Source organism: Microbacterium sp. 77mftsu3.1 (genome assembly GCF_900100525.1).
Taxonomy (GTDB): Bacteria; Actinomycetota; Actinomycetes; order Actinomycetales; family Microbacteriaceae; genus Microbacterium; species Microbacterium aquilitoris.
In genome coordinates this window covers 422,737-443,139 of sequence record NZ_FNCR01000001.1, presented here as the reverse complement: position 1 = coordinate 443,139, position 20,403 = coordinate 422,737, and the positions used below count along the sequence as shown (strand labels likewise).

Annotated in this window: 11 protein-coding genes; all 11 read right to left on the bottom strand. The window is 73.4% G+C overall.

The window, feature by feature from the left end; all coding sequences use genetic code 11:
* On the bottom strand, positions 1-3,873 hold the full coding sequence (gene hrpA / locus BLR68_RS02285; RefSeq protein WP_018188408.1) for an ATP-dependent RNA helicase HrpA: 3,873 nt from the start codon (positions 3,871-3,873) through the stop codon (positions 1-3).
* A gap of 62 nt (positions 3,874-3,935) precedes the next feature.
* Positions 3,936-4,664, bottom strand: coding sequence for an FHA domain-containing protein (locus tag BLR68_RS02280; RefSeq protein WP_018188407.1), 729 nt, complete (start codon positions 4,662-4,664; stop codon positions 3,936-3,938).
* A 17-nt stretch (positions 4,665-4,681) separates the two neighbouring features.
* Positions 4,682-5,218, bottom strand: a complete 537-nt coding sequence (locus BLR68_RS02275; RefSeq protein ID WP_018188406.1) for a hypothetical protein — start codon at positions 5,216-5,218, stop codon at positions 4,682-4,684.
* Entirely contained in the window at positions 5,211-6,062 is an 852-nt protein-coding gene (locus BLR68_RS02270; protein ID WP_018188405.1) for a PP2C family protein-serine/threonine phosphatase, read from the bottom strand. Before BLR68_RS02270 ends, BLR68_RS02275 begins: the two co-directional genes overlap by 8 nt.
* Entirely contained in the window at positions 6,059-7,255 is a 1,197-nt protein-coding gene (locus BLR68_RS18155) for an FHA domain-containing protein (RefSeq protein ID WP_256335295.1), read from the bottom strand. Before BLR68_RS18155 ends, BLR68_RS02270 begins: the two co-directional genes overlap by 4 nt.
* 55 nt (positions 7,256-7,310) lie before the next feature.
* Positions 7,311-9,782 carry a transglutaminase domain-containing protein gene (locus BLR68_RS02260; protein ID WP_018188404.1) on the bottom strand — a complete coding sequence of 824 codons (2,472 nt, stop codon included), beginning with the start codon at positions 9,780-9,782 and terminating at the stop codon, positions 7,311-7,313.
* Positions 9,779-11,128 (bottom strand): DUF58 domain-containing protein, encoded by a 1,350-nt coding sequence (locus tag BLR68_RS02255; RefSeq protein WP_018188403.1) that lies wholly within the window; start codon positions 11,126-11,128, stop codon positions 9,779-9,781. The genes BLR68_RS02260 and BLR68_RS02255 overlap by 4 nt, the downstream gene beginning before the upstream one ends.
* On the bottom strand, positions 11,125-12,114 hold the full coding sequence (locus BLR68_RS02250) for an AAA family ATPase (protein WP_018188402.1): 990 nt from the start codon (positions 12,112-12,114) through the stop codon (positions 11,125-11,127). The genes BLR68_RS02255 and BLR68_RS02250 overlap by 4 nt, the downstream gene beginning before the upstream one ends.
* A 39-nt stretch (positions 12,115-12,153) precedes the next feature.
* A complete protein-coding gene (locus BLR68_RS02245; RefSeq protein ID WP_051082851.1) occupies positions 12,154-18,102 on the bottom strand; it encodes an Ig-like domain-containing protein in 5,949 nt (1,982 codons plus the stop codon).
* On the bottom strand, positions 18,103-19,260 hold the full coding sequence (locus tag BLR68_RS02240) for a serine/threonine-protein kinase (RefSeq protein WP_018188401.1): 1,158 nt from the start codon (positions 19,258-19,260) through the stop codon (positions 18,103-18,105).
* Entirely contained in the window at positions 19,257-20,378 is a 1,122-nt protein-coding gene (locus BLR68_RS02235) for an FHA domain-containing protein (RefSeq protein WP_018188400.1), read from the bottom strand. The genes BLR68_RS02240 and BLR68_RS02235 overlap by 4 nt, the downstream gene beginning before the upstream one ends.
* Positions 20,379-20,403 lie beyond the last annotated feature (25 nt).

Below are 20,403 nucleotides of genomic sequence, written 5' to 3'. Positions count from 1 at the left end.
TCAGCCCGCCAGCGCCTTCGAGATCCGCTGCAGCGACACGGGCTCGGCGGTGCCGAGGCGCTGGGCGAACAGGCTCACCCGGAACTCCTCGAGCAGCCAGCGGGCGTGCTCGAGGCGTGCGGGCGCGCCGGCCGGCAACGGGAGGGTGCCCCCGGCATCCGCGAACAGGGCCGCAGCGCGCTCGTACTCGGTCATCCGCTGCCGGTCGCGGCCCGGGTTGTCCGCGAGTCCGTCCACGCGCTCCTTCGCACCCTGCAGGTAGCGGGGCAGGTGCGCGAGGCGTGCGGCCCCGGTGCGCGAGAGGAACCCGGGGTGGACGAGGCCGGCCAGCTGGCCCTTCACGTCGCCGAGTGCGGCGAGCAGGGTCATGGAGTTCTGGTTCTTCACCGCGCGCTCGACGTCGCGCTGGAGGGTGAGGATGCGGGCGGCCAGCGACACGGTCTGGAACAGTTCGTCGACGACCCGAGCGGAGAACGCGTCGCGAGCGGCGGTGAACGCAGCCTCGGTACGGATGACCGCGTCGCCCATGACAGCGTCGGCGACGGCGACCCGGGCATCCTCGATGAGCGCCTTGGCGGACGGATACGGCGATGCTGCCAGGGCGAGCTTTTCGGGCGCCGTCAGGTGGTCCATGACGTACGCGGTGGGAGAGGGCACCGCGAGCAGCAGCAGACGCCGGGCGCCCGCGCGGGTGAGCTCGGCGGCGCGTTCGGCGGTCGCCTCGATGCGCAGCGACACCCCGTCCTTCGCGTCGACGAGGGCCGGGTAGCCGCGGACGACACCTCCCGCGACCTTCGTGTCGACGACCTCGGGTAGATCCCCGACGTCCCACGTCGTGATGCCGGTGCGCTCGATCGGAGCGCTCGCGGCGGCGACGGCCGCGGTCGGGGATGCCGCCGGCTGCGGCCCGCGCTTCGGCGCGAGCGAGCGGGCGACCGACTCGCGGGCACGGCCGGCGAGTCGGTCCTGCAGCTCGCGCAGGTCGCGGGACGACCCGACGGTGCGTCCGCGCTGGTCGACGGCGCGGAACGAGACGCCCAGGTGGGCGGGGACCCTCTCGAGGTCGAAGTCGCGCTCGGTGACCGGCTGATGCGCGATGCGCTGGATGCGTGCGGCGAGGGCTGCGCGGAGAGTGGATGCCGGGAGCCCGTCGGTGTCCTCGGGCCCCGACCCGCGCAGCTCGTCGCCGAGGGTGGTGGCCCAGTCGGCGGCGGGGACGACGTGCCTGCGGATCGCTTTGGGGAGCGCCTTGATGAGGCCGGTGACGAGCTCGTCCCGCATACCGGGGACCTGCCAGTCGAAGCCGTCGGGGCGCAGCTGTGCGAGCAGGGCGAGCGGGACGACGACGCTGACGCCGTCGTCGGGGGCGCCGGGCTCGAAGCGGTAGGCGAGCGAGAGCACCTGGTCGCCCTGACGCCAGCGCGTCGGGAAGTCGCGCTCGTCGGTCCGAGCGGACTCGCCGAGCAGGTCGGCCTCGGTCATGTCGAGCAGCTTCGGGGTGGCGGGCTGCGTCTCGCGCCACCATGTCTCGAACGAGCGCACGTCGAACACGTCGTGCGGCACGCGTGCGTCGTAGAAGGCGTACACGGCCTCGTCGCCGACGAGGATGTCGCGGCGTCGCTCCCGCTCCTCGATGCGCTCGAGCTGACGGCGGAGCTCGCCGTTGCGTCGCTCGAACGCGGTGAGGCGCTTGTCGAGGTGCTGACTGTTCCACTCGCCCTCGACGAGGGCGTGACGCAGGAACAGCTCCCGCGCCAGGTCGCGGTCCCGTCGGGCCAGCTGCACCCGGCGGCGCGGGATGATCTCGACACCGAAGAGCGTCACCTTCTCGGCCGCGACGGCAGCGCCGGCATCCTTCGACCAGTGCGGGTCGCTCAGACTGCGGTTCGCGAGGTCGCCGGCGAGATCCTCGGCCCACGCGGGGTCGATCGCGGCGACGGTGCGACCGAACAAGCGCGACGTCTCGACGAGCTCGGCGGCCATGACGGCGTCGGGGGAGGCCTTGCGCAGGCCCGACCCGGGGAACACCGCGAACGACGCGCCGCGGGCGCCGCGGTACTGCGGCAGGGGCTTGCGCGCGTTCTTCTTCGCGGGGTCGGTCGTGACCGAGCGGGTGTCGAGGATGCCGATGTGCGAGAGGAGTCCCGACAGGATCGCGCGGTGCAGCGCATCCGGGTCGGCGGCTCCCGACGCCTGACGAGGGGCATCCTTCGGCGAACCGGAACGGGAGAGCGTCGAGAGCTGACGGTGCACGTCGAACCACTCGCGGACGCGGACGTAGTTGAGGTGCTCGCTGCGGCACAGGCGCCGGAAGGCGCTCGAGCCGAGCTCTCGCTGCTGCTCGCGCAGGTGGTTCCAGAGGTTCAGCAGGGTGAGGAAGTCGCTCGTCGGGTCGACGAAGCGCGCGTGCAGACGGTCGGCCTCCTCGCGGCGCTCCTCGGGACGCTCGCGGACGTCCTGGATCGACAGTCCCGACACGATCGCGAGCACGTCGCGCGAGACGCCCAGCTTCTCGGCCTCGAGCAGCATCCGCGCGAACCTCGGATCGATCGGCAGCCGCGCGATGCGGCGGCCGAGGCTCGTCAGGCGCAGGGCGCCGGTGCGCCCGCCCACGGCGCGGAGCTCGGTGAGCAGCTCGACGGCCGCCTTCACGCCGCGGCTGTCGGGCTTCGTGAGGAACGGGAACTCGGTGACGTCGCCGAAGCCGAGCGACAGCATCTGCAGGATGACCGAGGCGAGCGAGGTGCGGAGGATCTCGGGCTCGGTGAACTCGGGGCGCGCGGCGAAGTCGTCCTCGCCGTACAGACGGATCGCGATGCCCGCCGACGTTCGACCTGCGCGTCCGGAGCGCTGCTGCGCGGAGGCCTGGGAGATGGCCTCGATCGGCAGCCGCTGGATCTTCGAGCGCACGCTGTAGCGCGAGATGCGCGCCGTGCCGGTGTCGACGACGTAGCGGATGCCGGGGACCGTGAGGCTCGTCTCGGCGACGTTCGTGGCGAGGATGATCCGCCGCCGGACGCCGGCGACCGCGGACGGCTCGAACACGCGGTGCTGCTCGGCCGAGGAGAGTCGGCCGAACAGCGGCAGCACCTCGGTGGGGCGGGCGTCCTTCGCGTAGAGGCCCCGGACGGCATCCATCGCGTCGCGGATCTCGGCCTCCCCGGGGAGGAAGACGAGGACGTCGCCGTCGGGCTCCCGGTCGAGTTCGCGGAGGGCGGCGAGCAGGCCGTCGACGTCGTCCTCGGACTCCTCGTCGTGCGCGCGGTAGCGGATCTCGACGGGGTACGTGCGGCCGGAGACCTCGATGATCGGGGCGGGGACGCGCTCGCCGTCCGGGCCTGTCGCCGCGAAGTGGGCGGCGAAGCTCTCGGGGTCGATCGTCGCCGAGGTGATGATCACCTTGAGGTCGGGACGCTCGGGCAGGATGCGGGCGAGGTAGCCGAGCAGGAAGTCGACGTTCAGCGACCGCTCGTGCGCCTCGTCGACGATGATCGTGTCGTAGCGGCGGAGCAGTCGGTCGCGGTGGATCTCATTGAGCAGGATGCCGTCGGTCATCAGCGTGACCTGCGTGGCCTCGGTCACCTCGTCGGTGAATCGGACCTTGTAGCCGATCGCGCCGCCGAGGGGCACCTGCACCTCGTGCGCGAGACGCTCGGCGATCGACCGGGCCGCGATGCGGCGGGGCTGGGTGTGGGCGATGCGGGTGCGGCCGAGTTCGAGGCACATCTTCGGCAGCTGGGTGGTCTTGCCCGAGCCGGTGGCACCGGCGACGATGACGACCTGGTTCTCCGCGATGGCGCGCGAGATCTCGTCCCGCGCGGCGCTGACGGGCAGCTCCGGGGGATACGAGATGACGGGGGCGGGTGCGGACACAGCCTTCGATGGTATCGCGCGGGCGGATGCCGGCGGTCGCCCGGCCCCGCCGGCGGTGCGGCTCAGCGGTCGGAGTTCTGCGGTTCGTCGAGCAGCGGCAGGTCCGCTGCGGTCACGAGACGCGAGAGCACCGCGTGCTCGACGAGGCGCGCGCGGCGGTTGGTGGCGAGCTTCCCGGCGCCGCCGCGCAGGCCCTGCACCCCCTCGCGGTCGAACTTGTCGCACACGTTGTCGAGCTTGCGGTTGAAGGTCGTCAGCGGCCAGCCGAGCCGCTCCGCCGCCTTCGCGGAGGTCGGGATCTGACTCGAGCCCATCATCCCGCCGCGCAGGATCGGCTCGCAAAGGGCGATCAGGAGCAGGCGCTGGGTGGCCGTGAGGGGGACCGCCCCGATCGTCGTCCCGCCGTCCGTGCTGTCGCCGTCCAGCTCCACCGCGCGACCCGTGAAGCGCGCGGCGCCGTTGCGGATCGTGAACTCGTACGTGAACGCGCCGGCGGTGAACATGACGACGAGTTCGGGGAAGACGAGCGGCACGCGCGTCCCCGGTCCGAGCATCGCCTGGTACGCCCCATCCGAGGTCGCGAGGGCCACCGAGATCGACCGGCCCGTGTTCGTGAGCCACCACATGCCCTGCGAGGACTCGATCTCGAGCAGGCGACGGTGCAGGTACGGGTTCGTGTCGATGACGAGGTCGGCGTCCCGTCCGATCGAGAAGGTCTCTCCGGGCGTCGGGTGAAACCATTCGCCGCAGAACTCGATGCCGAGCTCGGCGGCGTCGGTCTCGGCCGTCATCTCTATGTCTTCCGCCATCACATTCCCCCTTGGACGATCACGATGATTCCCCACACGGCGCCCGCCACCACGGCGGCTCCGCCGATCACGACGGCGACGACGCCGCCCCGTCGGGCACGTCGGCGCGTCCTGCGATCCTGCCCGGTCGGCGGCGAGAGCGGGGCGCGGACGACCTGCGGCGCCGGCTCCGAACGTCGGGGTGCGTAGACGGCGCCGGAGACCAGGATGCCCGGCGACGAGGCCGTGCGGGGCGTGTCGGCCCGCCCGTGCGCGACCGCCGGGGACCCGGCATCCCGCACGACGCGGCGCTCGGTCACGCGTGTGTCCTCGCCCGTGCGGCGTTCGGCCACCACCGTCTCGTCCGCCCGCCGCTCGGCGAGGCGTGTGTCGTCGTCGTCGTCGGCGCGGCGTGCCGCGAGGAGCGTCTCGTCGTCCGGCACCCGACGCGCGGCGAAGAGCGTCAGGTCGTCGGGCTCGCTGTCCGGCACGCGTGTCCCGCCCCGTCGGTCCGCCCGGTCGGCGCGACGCGTGGGGTCGTCGATCGGGTCAGTCATGGCGCCTCCGGCGCGAGGGGACCGTCTCGACCTCGATCGTGCCCGTGGCCGGTTCGCTCGTGACGAGACCGCCCGTCGTGTCCTCCAGGCGGGGGTGGATGCCGCCGCCCACCACGTCGATGACGATGGCGGTGACGTTGTCCCTGCCGCCGTGCGCGAGCGCCTGCGCGATGAGCGCTCCCGTCGTCTGGGCGGGCGAGGCGCCCGTCAACAGTCCGGCGCGGATCGCCTCGTCGGTGATCTCTCCCGACAGGCCGTCCGAACAGATGAGGAGCCGCTCTCCCGTGACGACCGGCAGCAGCCAGAAGTCGGCCGGGCTGCGCTCGCCGCCGACGGCACGCGTGATGACGTTGCGCCCCTCGAAGGTCGCCATGTCCTCGCGCGCGAGGCGACCGGCATCCACCATCTCCTGCGCGATCGAGTGGTCGACCGTGAGCTGCTCGAGGCGCTCGGACAGGAGGCGGTAGACGCGGGAGTCGCCGATGTTCACGACGAGCCACCGGTTCTCACCGTTCTGCTGCACGGCGATGACGCCCGTGAGCGTCGATCCGGCGCCGCGCGTCGTGCCGCGGGCGATCTCCTGCACCGACCGGTGCGCGCCCTGGACGGCCTCGGCGACCTCTTCGGGTGCCACGTCGCTCCGACCGACGAAGTCCCGGAACGCGTCGATGACCGCGGCCGATGCCAGATCGCCCGCCTCGTGGCCGCCCATGCCGTCGGCGACGAGGAACACGGGGAAGCTCGCGAGGTGCGAGTCCTCGTTCACGCGACGGCGGAGGCCCGTGTCGGTGAGAGCGCCGCTGATGACGTCGAAGGGAGGGAGCGGTCCGGTGGTGGGGGTCATCGCGATCCTGCGTCGAGGGTGAGCTCCGCGTCGCCGAGGAGGAAGCGGCCGGCAAGGGGGACGGGGGTGCCCACGGTGATCTCGGTGTCGCTCGTGCCGACGACCACGCCGTTGGTCGAGGCGAGATCGGTGATCGTCCAGGCGTCGCCGGTCCGCCGCAGCAGCGCGTGCGTCTTGGACACCGTCCGGGTCGTGTCGTCGATCGCGATCGGCTGGGCCTCGGGGGCATCGGACGGCGGTGCGGGGTTGCGGCCCAGCACGATGGTGTCGGACGTGAGGGCGACGGTCTGTCCGGTGGGCAGACGCAAGGACGCCGCCGGGCGGCGGTGCGCCGCGAGGACCGTGTGCTCCTCGAGCTCGGTCTGCTCGCCCGGGGCCACCGCGGGCGCCGCCGGGGGAGCGGCGGGTGCCGCCGGGGGAGCGGCGTGCGCCGCCGGCGCCGGCACGGGGGCGGCGACCGGAGCCAGCGGAGGCGGCGACCAGGGATGGACCGGGACGGATGCCGCGGCCGGCGTCCCGGGCCCCGGTGCTGAGGTCGGGGCCGGGGGCGCGAACCCTGACGTGTCGGCGGGAACGCCGCGGGTGTCGACGGGGACAGGTTCCGCCGCGAACGGCGTCGGGGGCAGGCCCTTCTGCGGCAGCCCCTGCCAGCGCGCCGCTCCCCACCCGATCACCGAGGCCCAGACGGGCAGCAGCAGTGCACCGAGGGCGACGAACCCGCCGCCGCGACCGAAACCACGGTTCAGGGGGCCCATCATCCGCACCAGGAGGATCACGACGCCGGCGAGGAAGACGAGGAACAGCAGGGTCGGGACGACGGATGCCGCCAGGATCGCGCCCGCTCCATCGCCGCCGCCGCCGAACGCGGCCTCCTGGGCGGACTGCAGCAGGAGCGATCCTGCGACCGAGGAGATGATGGCGGTGAGGAGGCCGCCGCCCACGATGACCGCCGCCCACCACCCCTTCATGCCGGCGAGCTCGAAGAGCATCCATATGTTCAGCACCGGAACCCAGGCGCGACCGCTCGGGAGACCGGCCTTGCGGAACACGGCGGCCAGGGCGAGCGAGGTCCAGACGTACACGGCCGCGAGCAGGACGAGCTGCACGAGCACGCCGAGGAGCGACACCGCGAGGGCGCCTCCCACAGTCCCGGCGGCATCGCCGATGGAGGCCAGCGGGTTCGCCGTCGTCACGCTCAACATCTGTCCTCGTCCCTCTCCGACTTCCCTCGGTCCCGCATCGCACACCCTATCTGCGGGCGGCCCGTCTGCGCGGCAGCAGGGAGCGCAGCGACAGCCGCGCCCCGAGCCGCGCCCAGAAACCCTTCTCCCCGGCGAACCGGGTGCGCTCGGCGGCCACGATCCGCCAGAACTCCTCGCTCTCGGCTGCGCTCGGCGGCGAGACGTCGAAGACCGACCGATCCGCCCAGCCGGCCAACCGCCTGCCCGGCGCCTCGTCGGCCCCGCCGGCGAACAGGCTCGCCAGTTCCTGCCTCGTCAGGTGGGCCGGTGCGGGGTAGCCGTGGTCGACCGCGGTGTCGACGTACTCCTCCCAGCCGCCGGTGAAGCGCTCCGCGACGTCGCCGCGCCGCCGCCGGTTGCGTCGGCGGACGGCCTTGACCGCCAGGACCGTCACGAGCGGCCCGATCAGGACGATGACCGCGAGCAGCGACACGCCACCGATGCGGACGGCAGCCCACACCGCCGACAGGTCGGTCTCGTCCGTGGGCGCCTGCTCGTCCGGCAGGTCCCCGTCGGACGGAGAGGCATCGGCCGGGAGCACCGTGTCCACCTCGTCGCGGCGGACGTCCGTCGGGTTCTCGGGGTCCCGCCGCTGCTGCACATCCGGCGAGGGGAAGCTGTCGTGCTGCGGCGTCGCATCGACGGGGACCCACCGGCCGGCGGCATCCTGCACCTCGATCCACGCAGCGAGATCGCCGACGCGGCACGAGCCGTCCTCGCAGACGGGCAGGTCCTCGGCCGAGGTGAGACGGGTGCCGACGACGACCCGCGCCTCGAAGCCGAGCTGATCGGCGATCAGCATGGCAGCCACGGCGAACTGCTCGTCGTCGCCGACGGCGGCGACGAGTTCCGCATCGGAGCGGCCCGGCGCCTCGGCTTCGCGCGTCAGCAGCTGCGCGAACATCGTCCCGATGCGGTCTGCCGAGTGACCCGCCCGCGACGACTGGAACCCGCTGCCACCGAGGTCCGCCAGCCAGGACGGGGTGTCACCGGTCGGCACCTGCAGGGCGTGGCTGAGATAGCCCCGGGCGCGCAGGCGCTCCACCAGGGTGTCGAGAGCGGCGCCACCGGTGCCCGCGTCCTGCGCCTCGATCCATTCCACGAGCGAGGCGGGAACGACGTCGGCGGGCAGGGACGGTCCGCTCCGGGCGGGGGTGAGGGATGCCACCGGTTCGGCCCGGCCGTCCGGGACGACCGACAGCCGGTACGCGTCGCCCTCGCCGAGACCGGGGTCGGCGAGCTCGATCGCGGCGCCCGTCGCGGCGTTGTGGAAGAACCCATCGGACAGGTCCGTCGCCCGGGTCCCGTCGAACGCGATGGCGCGGAGGCTGCCGACGGTCGGGACCCAGATGCCCGCGCCCGCTCCCATCCGGACCGAGACGCTCGCCGTGCCGTCGCCGCCGAGGCTCGAGGGCACGCGGGTGAACGCCGTCGCCGGGTCGGTGGGGCCGGCATCCGGATCAATCGCGCGCACCGTGCGACCGTCGTAGAACGGCAGGGTCGCGAGGCGCACGCGGTCGATCGTCTCGGGAGCGGCGACCGTGAACAGGACCTGGTCGTAGCGATCGTCCGCGAACGACGCGCGGTAGTCCGCGAGCGGGCTGGGCGCGCGCTCGAGTTCGAGCATCGGTGCCACCGCCGCCCGCGCCACCTCGCGCGGCTGCCCCGCGAGTGCCCACGGCCCCCAGACGGCCGCAGCGGCGGTCGCGACGACGACCATCCCCGCGGCGGTCGCCGCGCGGGTGGCGGTGCCGCGCCGCCGGGCGGTCGGGCCGCGACGCATCCCGGTCGCGTCGGCCGCGGTCCGGAGAGCGCGGCGCCGGTCGTGGGCGGTCCGCCAGACGACCGCGACGAGAGCTGCGACGACGGACGCCGCCCCGACGAGCGTCTCGGGTTGGAGGGGGACGGCGCCGAGGCGCAGCGGCGCGGCCAGGGTGCGGGCGCCGAAGACCACGCCGAACGCGGTCGGGATGAGCGCCACAGCGACCGCCGGCATCCACACCGTCTTCGCGCGCCACGCGATCGACAGGGAGGTGACGGTGACGGCGAGGAAGAGCAGGAGCGTCGGCGCGAGGGTCGCCTGGTAGGCGCCGAGCGGCAGGTCGAGGGTGAGCAGGTCCTTCCACCCGGTGACGGGCGCCGTCGCGACGTCGACGAGGGCGCGGAGCGCCGCGCCCGGGGAAGCCAGCGAACCGGATGCCGCGACGAGGACGCCCAGCGCGACGTAGGCGCCCAGCGCGGTGAGGGCGACCCACCATCCCGACCAGCGCCAGCGGGTGCCGATGGCCGCGACGACGTGACCGGCGACGATCCCGGCCGTCACCGCGACGATGAACGCGGTGCTCCGGTAGATCGGCCATGCGGCGACCGCTCCCACGGCGAGGACGAGGTCGAGGACGATCGCCTGGCCGATGAAGAAGCCCGCCCGCGACGGTGCGGGGAGCGGGCGGCGGGCGTCGCGGCGGAGGGGGACGGTCACGATCGCCCACCCCTCGCGAGCATCTGTCGCAGGTCGTCGAGGAGCCCGATCGAGATGACGGTCATGCTCCCCAGGCGCCGGATGCCGGGAGCCGCCGTCGGGTCGCACACGAGGGCGACGACGGCCACCTCGGAACCGAAGGCGAGCGCGGCGCTCTGCAGCTGCGTGGGCGTCAGCGTCGATCCGCAGACGAGGAAGGCGATCGACGCATCCGGATGGCGCCCGGCCGCGAGCGCGGCGACCTCGCGGAGCGGGCTCGGGTTCTCCCCCCGACCGATGGCGGCGAGGTCGTCGAGGAGGGTCCGCGACGAGATCGTCGTCAGGGTGCGGAACGTCCGCATGCGGCCTCGCGCGAATTCGGGGATCTCCGCGCCGGCGACGACGTCGACGTCCCGTCCGTCGCGGAGCCCCCGGACGCCGATCGACGCGGTCGCGCTGACGGCGAGTTCGAACTCGTCGTCGTCGGCGTACTCGTCGCCGCCGAGTCCGAGAACGAGGATCATGCGGGAGCGGCGGGTCTCCTCGTACTGACGCACCATCATGGCGCCGGTCTTCGCCGTGGATTTCCAGTGCACCTGGCGCGGTGAGTCGCCCGGGACGTAGGGCCGGAGCGCGTGGAACGAGAAGTCGGCGTCGACGATCGTCCTCGACGGGCTCCCCTCGAGGTCGCGGATGAGTCCCGTCGCGGTGCTCCGCAACGCCGTCGTCACGGGGTGCACGTAGAGCGTGCGGGTCTCCTGCCAGGTCGCTTCACGGGTGAGGATGCCGAGGGGGTCCCCGCGCACGGTGCGGGCGGGGCCGACGGTGATGACGCCGCGGCGCAGGGTCGGGATCGCGACATCCTCGCTGGTCTCGTGGCCAGGGCGCAGCAGCGGCACGGCGACGTCGACGAGGCCGTCGCCGACGGGCAGGTCGACCCGGCCGGGGAGCGCGACGCGCCGACCGACGTTGGCGACGACGAGGGCACCCTCGACGGGCGTCCCGGCGACGACGCGGTCGTGCTCGAGGCGGAGGGTCACCTCGTAGGCGCGCGCACCGAACAGGAACGGAACCGAGAGCGCGAGGAGCAGAACGGCCGCCCCGCCCGCCACGGCGAACTCGAGCCAGCCGAGGGCGAGGCCGCACGCGAGTCCGATGACCGCGACGGCGAGGACGATCCACCCCGCGGGTGCCACGGTCTCGGCGAACCCCCGCGCCGCCCGCGCGCTCGCGCGCCGGAGCCGCCGCCATCCGCGCACCCCCCGTACCGCCAGGCGCGTCGTGGCGGGCGCCGAGCCGTAGCCCGTGCGCGTGTATCCCGTCGCGGCGAAGGTGCGGGTGAGGCGGGACTCGGTGGAGGAACTCACACGTTCTCTCGCTGACCGCGTTCGTCGAGACGCTCGCCCGACGGCGGGACGACGTCGAGGAGGACCTGCCCGATGACCGCCTCGGCCGTGACGCCGTCGAACTCGGCTTCGGGGTCGAGGATCAGACGGTGCGCGAGCACGGGCACGGCGAGCGCCTTGACGTCATCGGGGGTGACGTAGGTGCGGCCGTGGGCCAGCGCCCACGTGCGCGACGCCTTCGTGAGCGCGAGTGCTCCTCGGACGCTGACCCCCAGCCGCACCTCGCGCGCGAGGCGGGTGGCGTCGACCACGCGCGCGATGTAGTCGAGGACGAGCGGGTTCAGGTATCCGCCGCGGGCGATGTCGGCCATGCTGACGATCCCCTGCGGGGTGATGACGGGGGAGACCTCCCGCGTCGCATCGCCGGAGCCCTCGAGGATGCGGATCGTGGCGGCGCGATCCGGGTAGCCGAGCGAGGTCTTCAGCAGGAAGCGGTCGAGCTGCGCCTCGGGGAGCCGGTAGGTGCCGGCCTGCTCGACCGGGTTCTGCGTCGCCACGACGAGGAACGGGACGGGTACGTCCCGCGTGACGCCGTCGACCGTGACGTGACCCTCCTCCATCACTTCGAGGAGCGCCGACTGCGTCTTGGGCGATGCGCGGTTGATCTCGTCGGCGAGGACGACGTTCGCGAAGATCGGCCCCTGGTGGAACTCGAACTCGCCCCGGCGCTGGTCGTACACCGTGATGCCCGTGACGTCACCGGGGAGGAGGTCGGGGGTGAACTGGATGCGGGATGCCGTCCCCTGGACCGATCGCCCCATCGCGCGCGCCAACGACGTCTTGCCGGTACCGGGGTAGTCCTCGAGCAGGAGGTGACCCTCGGACACCATCGTGGTGAACGCGAGTTCGATCACGTGCCGTTTGCCGAGCACGACCTGCTCCACGTTGTCGACGAGCGTGGTGAAGGTCTCGGCGAACCAGGCGCTCTGCTCCTGGGTGATCGTCATCGTGTTCCTCTCGGGGAAGGGGTCTCGGGGCCGCGCCGCTCAGGGAGCCGGCGGGGTGGTCTCGGTCGGGTCGGGGGATGCCGGCGGCTCCGTCTCGGGCGGCGGCGGCGTGATCTGACGGCAGTCGACGCTGACGGTGATCGGATCGAGCGCGCGGAGGGCGCCGGTCCACCCGAGGGTGTACTCGACACGCTGCGGGCCGAGGTCTCCGTTGATCACGGTCTTCCGCACCGTCGCGACGTCGGTGCCGATGTTCCGCGGGAACCAGTCCGACACCTCTTCGTCCGACCGGCACCGCGGCACGTCGTCCGTGGCCACGTACACCGGCCAACCCGCGCTTCCGCGTGCCGCGACGATGGGTGTCCGGTCGGAGCACTCACCGACGACGCCGAGGAAGGTGTCGCACCACTCCGCGGTCCACCGGTCGTCGGGCCTGTTGGGGCGCGGCTCGAAGGAGTCCCGAAGCTGATCATTCAGTCGGTACCGCAGCGTCGCTCCCTCGAACGGCGGCCGGCCGGGGTCGCTGGCCGCGCTCGCCGCGTACGTGAACCCGGAGGCCTGATCCCCGCGTGGCGTCGTCGACACCGTGTAGGTCATCGGCTCGGGCGCGGCGACGTTCCCGGTCGGGCGGGCGGTGATCGCGTCGGAGGTCACGCCGAAGCCGTCCTGGCCGTCGAAGGTGCTCGTCGCGCAGACGTAGACCGTCTTGCGTTCGAACGCGCGCGCCGCGAAGGTGCGTCGGGCGTCCCGCGAGTCCGGGCTGCACTCCGCGGCGGACACCTCGCTGAAGCCGAACAGCGCCACGGTGCCGGCGCTCTCGGCCGTCACCCGTGCGGTCACCGTCAGCGAGTCCGTCGTGGTCGTCTGCGAGAGCTCGATACTCGGGGCACCGACGCCGTGGGCGCGGAGCTCGAGTGATCGCCCCTCGGTGGACCCTCCGGCGATGGGCGGGAGGTCGAATTCCGTCAGCGGCGTCGCCGTCAGCGTCTTCGGGTCGTTCGAGCCGACTCGGTAGCCGGTGAAGGTGGCGGTCCCGCCGCGGACGGCCTGCGTCGCGCTTCCGGCGACTCCGCCGGCCAGGCGGACGCTGCCGGTCGTGTCGTCGAGCCCGGTCACGGTGACGGTCGCTACTCCGCCGTCGCGTCCGTTCGGGACCGGCGTGAACGTGGCGGCGGCGGGGCGGGAGGGCGGACGGTAGGCCCACGCGGTCGTCCGCACGGTGCCGCGCGAGGCGCCCACCTCGTTGACCGCACGCGCCTCGTAGACGCGCTGTTCGCCCACCGGGGCGGAGATCGGCGCGCACACCCCGGAGGCCGGGCAGGTGGCGACCTCGCGTCCTCCCGTCGTGATGCGGTACCCCTCGACGCCCGGGTAGGAACCGGCATCCGAGGTCACCCGCAGGGTCACGGCGTCGTCGGTGTACGAGGTCCACTCGAGGCGGGTGGGGCTCGCCGGCAGACCGCGCAGGTCGAGGACGACGGAGCCGTTGCGATCGCCGCTCGACTGGCGCCCCTGCGCGTCCTCGACGACGAAGGTGCCCGCGCAGCGCGCCGCGCCCTCGGCATCCGTACTCCAGCTCGCTCGGACGGTGCGGTCGCCGGCGGGGGAGAACCGGACGCCGTCGCAGTTGCCGGCGCTCGACGCAGCCACGACCCGGAGCGGCGTGCCGGGGAGCGGGTTGACCTCGCCGTCGGCTCCGACGACCTCGATCGTGCACGAGGACTGCCCGTCCGACTGCGAGCAGGTCTTCACCGCGGATCCGCCGCGGGGAAGCGACGAGGGGGAGGGGCCGACCGTGAGCACGAGGCTCGACGCGCTCGCGTCGGGGTGGCTCGGCAGCGACACCGTCACCTCCTCCTCACGTCCGGGACGGGCCTCGTCGACGGCGGTGACGGTCAGGGCGGCGCCGTCGGCGGTCACCTCGAACTGGTTGCCGGAGTAGGCGACGTCGAAGCGGAGGGCGTCCTCGTCGGCGACGCCGGCCCATCGCACCATCCGGGTGAGGTCGTACGTCTGCGTCTGGCCCGGACGGACGCCGAGCGACGCGCTCCGCAGCGACGGCTGCGGCGTCTCGGCCTCGACGGCGACAGCGAGCGTCAGATAGGTGGGCTCGTCCTGGCCGGCCAGGCGTGCCGCCACGATGCACGAATCGGACCAGGGGGCGCCCTTCCCCGCGGTGTATCGGATGACGGTGCCCGACACGACACGGCAGGTGGCGTCCTTGCGCGCACCGCCGGCCTTGGTGCCGTCGCGGTCGAGGACGAGGGCCCCGTCCTCGGGCAGGACCACGAGGTCGGCGACGTCCGCTTCGACGCTCTCGCCCTCGGCGACGCGGAGCTGCTCGACGCCGGCGCGGAGGGTGAGGCGGATCTCGTCCGTCCCCGGCACGCGCAGGAACCCGTACGTCGTCACCTCGCTGCCGTCGTAGGCGGTGCCGCTGACCTCGAACGGGATGAGGCGGGTGCGCGTCGGCAGCTCGCCCGAGATCCTCCGCCCCGACACCTCGAGGTCGCCGGGGTCGCCCCAGAGCCGCAGGGTGAGCCCGGCGACGTCGCCGGCATCCCACGCGACATGGCCGGTCAGCACGTCGACGCCGGTCGTGAACCGGTCGCGGTCCTCGATCGTCAGCACCGTGTCCGAGACGACCGGATGATCGGGCACCGGGTCACGGACGACCTTGACGACGAGGAGACCGATGGCGGTGTCGCCGTCCGCGTTGGAGACCTCGTACGAGTACGAGAAGGTGCCGAGGGCGGTGCCCGCCGTGACCGTCACCGCGCCGTCGTCGACGCTCACCCGGCCGGCCAGCGCCGCGTACTCGGGGCTGTCCGCGGGGGCGTTCGGGACGACGTCGCCGAGTTCCAAGGGACTGCCGAAAGGATCGACGTCGTTGTCCGCGGGCCGGACGACGACCGTGCTCTCGGCGCCCGCCTGCACCTGCACGTAGTCGCTGAAGGTCACCGGGCTCGGGTCGCTCTGACGGGCGATGACGCCGACGCGCACCTCGCCGACGCCCGTCCGGCCCCGGGCATCCTTCACCTGGTAGCCGAAGCGCACCTGACCCGAGACGCCCTCGCGACTCGTGTAGACGATCGATTGGCCGTCGGCCGAGATGGTCGCCGATCCCTCGGCGGGCTGGGTCGTGATGGCGTCGAGCGACACGTCGTCGCCGTCGGGGTCGACGGCGAACCGGTCGAAGCCGATCGTGACGGACTGGCCCGCGACGACCCGCCCGACGAGGGTCCGCGGGACCGGGTCGCGGTTCTCGTCGCCGCCGGTGACGGTGACGGTCACCCGCGCCGTGTCGGTCACCTCGGGGAAGCCCAACCGGTACACCGTGTACGTCAGCGCGTACGTACCCGCCGCGCGCGGCGCCAGGTAGCGCAGGACGCGTCCCGAGGCGAACGCGAGGCCGCCGCCGGTCTCGTTGACCACCGACGACGGGTCGATCGCGATGAGGGCCCCGGTGGGCGTGTGGTCGTTGTCGAGGACGGGGATGTCGACCTGGGTCCCGCCGCGGACCGTCACGGCGTCGTCGACGGCGATCGGCTGCTCGGCCGAGCCGGCCGGCAGGAGGATGACGGTCAGCTCGCCCTCGGCACCGGCGGCATCCGTCCCGCCGTCGCTCAGGCGGTAGCGCACGACGCCGAGGCGTCCCGGTGTGCCGTCGTCGGTCGTCCCACTGACCCGCAGGAGGCTCTGCCCCACGAGATCGACGCTGAGCGACGCGGTCGGGTCGCTGTCGGGTCGGATGTCGTCGAGGAGCAGCACGAGGCCGGCCGGGTTCGCCGCGGCCGACGCGACGTCGATCGTCGCGTCCTCGCCGGGACGGACGAACGCGGTGAGCGGCGGTGTCGTCACGACGGTGTCCTCGGGTGCGCGGACGGTGACGCGGGCGATGGCGGATGCCTCGCCGACACCGTCTCGCACCGAGTACTGCACGACGTAGGAGCCCGGCTCGTTCGCCACGACGTTCATGCGCAGCGCGGAGGGGTTGGGGGTCGCGCTCACGCGGTCGGCGTCGAGAGCCACGAGCGAGCCGAGCGTGAGGGGTCCCGACGCCCCGGTGACGTAGGGGGTGAGGTCGACGTCGAGCGGCTCGCCGACCACACCGTTCACCGCGAACGACTCGGCCGACAGCTCGGGCGCGGGCGTGACCTGCACCGTCACCGTCTGCGTCGTCGTCGCTCCCCGCGCGTCGGAGACGACCACCGCGACCGGGATGCCGGCGGCGTCCGTCGCGCTCGGATCGGGATGCTGGTAGGTGAATTCGCCCTCCGGCGACGTCGTCGCGGTCCCCACCGCGGGGGCTCCGTCGATGCCGGAGAGGTAGACGGGGTCGCCGTCGGGGTCGACCCAGCCCCGGAGCAGGTCGGCCGAGACCGTGCCGCCGGGGGCGACCGAGAGCGTGGGCCAGGTGGCGAGGCATCCGGGCACCCCGCACCAGACCGGTGCCGCGTTGTCCTCTTCGGGCACGACGCGCACCGTCACGGTCGCGTACTCCGAGAGGCGCCCGCCGGCCGAAGTGCCGTCGGTGACGCGGTAGCGGAAGGTGGTCGTGCCGGTCGCGTCCGGGGCGACGTCGAGGGCGATCTGCTGCTCGGCGCCGGTGAGCGTCGCCGACCCGAAGGCGGCGTCCACCCCGTCGAATCCGCCCGCGTCGATGCTGAGGACGTCCTCGTTGGGGTCGTGATCGTTGAGGAGGACGGGCAGGAGCGCCACGGAACCGGCGCGCACCCCGAACTCGTCGTCGACCGCGACGGGCGGCTTGGGGTCGAGCACCCGTTCGACGGGGTCGTCGGTGTCGGGGACGGCCTCGCTCGTGTCCTCGACGCGCCACTGCTGCGAAGAGGGGATGAGCGCACCGTCGGGGACACGCCAGACCCAGCCGGATCCGCGGTCGTTCAGCGCCAGGCGCGACCCGTTGCCGACGAACACGGGATCGACGCCGTCGCCGATGTCGGCGCCGGCGTAGTCCAGAGGCGTGCTCTGCGTCGGGGCTGCGCTCGACCACAGCGTCCCGCCGCCGGTGCCGTCGCCGAGCCACGCAGCCGAGACCGCCCCGCCGGAGGGAGTCGGCACGGCCGGTGTGCCGAGCCCGGGGGATTCGAGCGGCCGATCCGCGGCGCCGGAGTCGAGCGGCACGCGCGTGATCCCGGTCGGATCGGCGATGACGGCCGCGTCTCCGCTCGTCGCGGCCCGTTGCAGCAGCGCCCCGGTCGCCGGCGTCGTCGACACGACGTCGTCCCGATCCGCCACGGCGACGTCACCCGTCGCGACGTCGTAGAGCACCCAGCGACCGCCGACCGCGCTCAGCTGCGCGTCGACGGGGGCGATCGGGGTCGGATCCTGACCGAGGATGCGCCCCGTGGCCGCTTCGGCCCGGACGACGACCTTCTCGGGCGCCGAGTAGGCGTACACGACGCCGTCGGCGTCGACGGCGACCGCGGATGCCGAGAAGCGGGGACCCTGCTCGTTCGCGTCCCGGTCCACGTCGGCGTACGGATCGATCGGCGAGACCGCGCCGCCGCTGGACAGGGTCGCGCCGAAGACGCCGCCGCCCTCGGTCCGGTAGGCGATCGCGTCGCCCGCCGAGACGATGTCGACCGTTCCGGCCGGTGTGGGGGAGGAGGCGTCCTCATCCTCGCCGGTGAGGTCGGCGGGTTGGGCGAGGTCGACGTCGGAGTAGGCCGAGCCGCCCTCGCTGAAGACGAACAGCCGGTCGGCGGTCTGCGCCACCTGCGTCCCGTTGACCACCTGCTTGACGGTGTCGACCTCGCCGAGGTCTAGGTTGACCCGGGCGTACCCGCTCCCGGCGCCGGTCTGCAGCGCCCAGACCGTCGGATCGTCGACGGGCGTCTGCTGCGCGTCGTATCCCGGCCAGACGACCGCGAGGGTGCCGACCACCGCGACGACGGCGGTGACCGCACCCACGCCGATCCACGTGGACCGGCGGATGCGGGGTCGCTCCCGGGGCAGGCCTGCCATTCAGCCCGCTCCGCCGAGGAGGAAGAACGTGGTGGCGGCGCCCGCCAGGGTGAGCGCGACGCCCGCGCCGACGGCCAGGGCGATCGCGGCGGTGCGACTCAGCCGCGGCGCGGGCTCGGCGCCCGCGAGGATGGTGCCCTCGTCGGGGCGACGGGGAGGGGCAGACTTGCGACGCGCGGGCCGGGCCGACTCGTACGCGACGCTCGGACGCACCGGACCGCGCAGGCGGTCATCGGCGAAGTCGACGGTCGCCCCGGCTGCGGCCCACTCGTCGACGGCGACTTCGAGGGGAGTGTGGGGGAGCCCCATCCGGTGCTGGATGAGCTGCAGGTCGTGAGCGAAGGCCGCGGCGGACGGATGCCGGGCGGCGGGGTCCCGGCTCAGGGCGCGGGCGAGGACGGCGTCCACCTCGGCGGGGACGTCGGGGCGACCGACGGGCGTGTACACCGCTTTGCGGATCCGCGCCTTGAGCTGGTCGCGGGTGTTCTGGCCGCGGCCGGAGCGCTCGAAGGGGCTGCGGCCGGCGAGCAGCGAGTACACGGTGGCGCCCAGACTCCACACCTCGGCCGCGATGGAACCCGAGACCCGCTCGTCGACGATCTCGGGCGCCGACCACGGCACCGACATCGCGAACACCTCCTCGGCATCCGGTCGGGCCTCGACGGCGGCGGCGATGCCGAAATCCGAGAGGACGGGCGACCCAAAGGCGGTGACGAGGATGTTCGACGGCTTGATGTCCCGGTGCAGGAGCCCGGCGCGGTGGGCGGTCTCGAGTGCGGAGCCGATCTTCACCCCGAGCTGCAGCACCTCGGCGACGGGGATCTCCTCGCGCCGGTAGCGGTGGGTGAGCGAGGTCGGGCAGTACTCCATCACGAGGTAGGGGCGTCCGTCGGCCGACACGGATGCCTCGTGGATCGTGAGGATCGAGGGGTGGGCGCTGAGGCGGGCCATGACATCGGCTTCGGCGTTGAACATGCGCAGCACGTTCTCGTCGACGACGTCTTCGAGGAGGACCTTCACGGCCACCGGGCGCCGCGGCAGGTTCTGCTCGAACAGGAAGACGTCGGCGAAACCTCCGGCACCCAGCGGACGGACGTACGTGAACCCCGAGAGACCGGGTGGCGTGGACGGAAGCCTGTGGGACACGCGGTCGGTCATCCCGCCGTCGAGGGGTCGAGCACATCGAACACCGCGGTCACGCCGTCGCCGAGGTCGAGCTCGGTCCCGAGCGGCACCCGCGACGCCGCGCCGCCGCGCAGGAGCGCCGCGGCGCCCGTCGGCGGACGCACGATCGTCCCGTTCGTCGAGTCGAGGTCGCGGACCACGAGGGTCGTCCCGTCGAGCACCACTTCGAGGTGCGTGCCCGAGATCTCCTTGTGCGGCGAGGAGACGCGTTCGATGCGCGCACCGGCGTGACCGGCCTGCCGCGGGCCGCGCCCGAGGATCACGGGCCGGTCGAGGGGGACCGTCCGCCCGCCGGGAAGGCGCAGGCCGTAGACCGCCCCGGTTGCGGCGCGACGCGAGCCGAAGAGGGTGCGTTCGTCGGGGAGGTCCCCGCCGTCGTGGCGCTGGTCGTCCTCGCGCAGGAAGTCGGGCAGCTCGAGCTCGTCGTCGTCCTCGAAGAGCCGGGCGAACAGGCTGCGGTCGACCGAGATCGTCTGGAGGACGTCGATCTCCTCGTCGCGGGGAGTCTGAGCGGGCGCTGCGGGTGCGGGCCGGACGGGCGGCGTGATCGTGGGGACGGCGACGGTGACGGGCGCAAGGGTGCCGGGGGGTTCTTCGCCCTCGGCGGCGGGCGTCACCTCGGCGTCGGGCTCGCGGCCCGCGGGGAAGGGGCGCCCCCACGACAGTTCGTCGGCGCGGGTGACCCCGAGCCCGAGGGGCAGCAGGTCGCCGCCCGTCGCGCCGGCGTCGAGGGCGAGACGGATGCCGACGGCCCCCGCGAGCGCCGTCTCGATCCAGGTCCGCGCATCGGCCCCGGACACGCGCGTGCGATCGGAGGTCTCGACGATGGCGGCGCCGCGGACGGCCACGCGCACCGGCTGCGCGTCGTCGTCGGGGAACTCCGCGATCGCGAAGTCGGGCAGGTCGTGGATGCCGCCCGCCACGAGCACGCTCAGGACGTCCTCGAGGACCGCCGTGTCGGCGACGGCCGAGTTCCACAGCCGCGCGATGACACCCTCGGCGACGCCCGATCCGAGGAGGATGGCGAACCGATCGCCGGCGATGGCGTACCCCGACTCGGCGGCGAGCGTCGGGGTGGGGTATCGGAACACGTGCTCAGCCTACTGACGGCGCGCG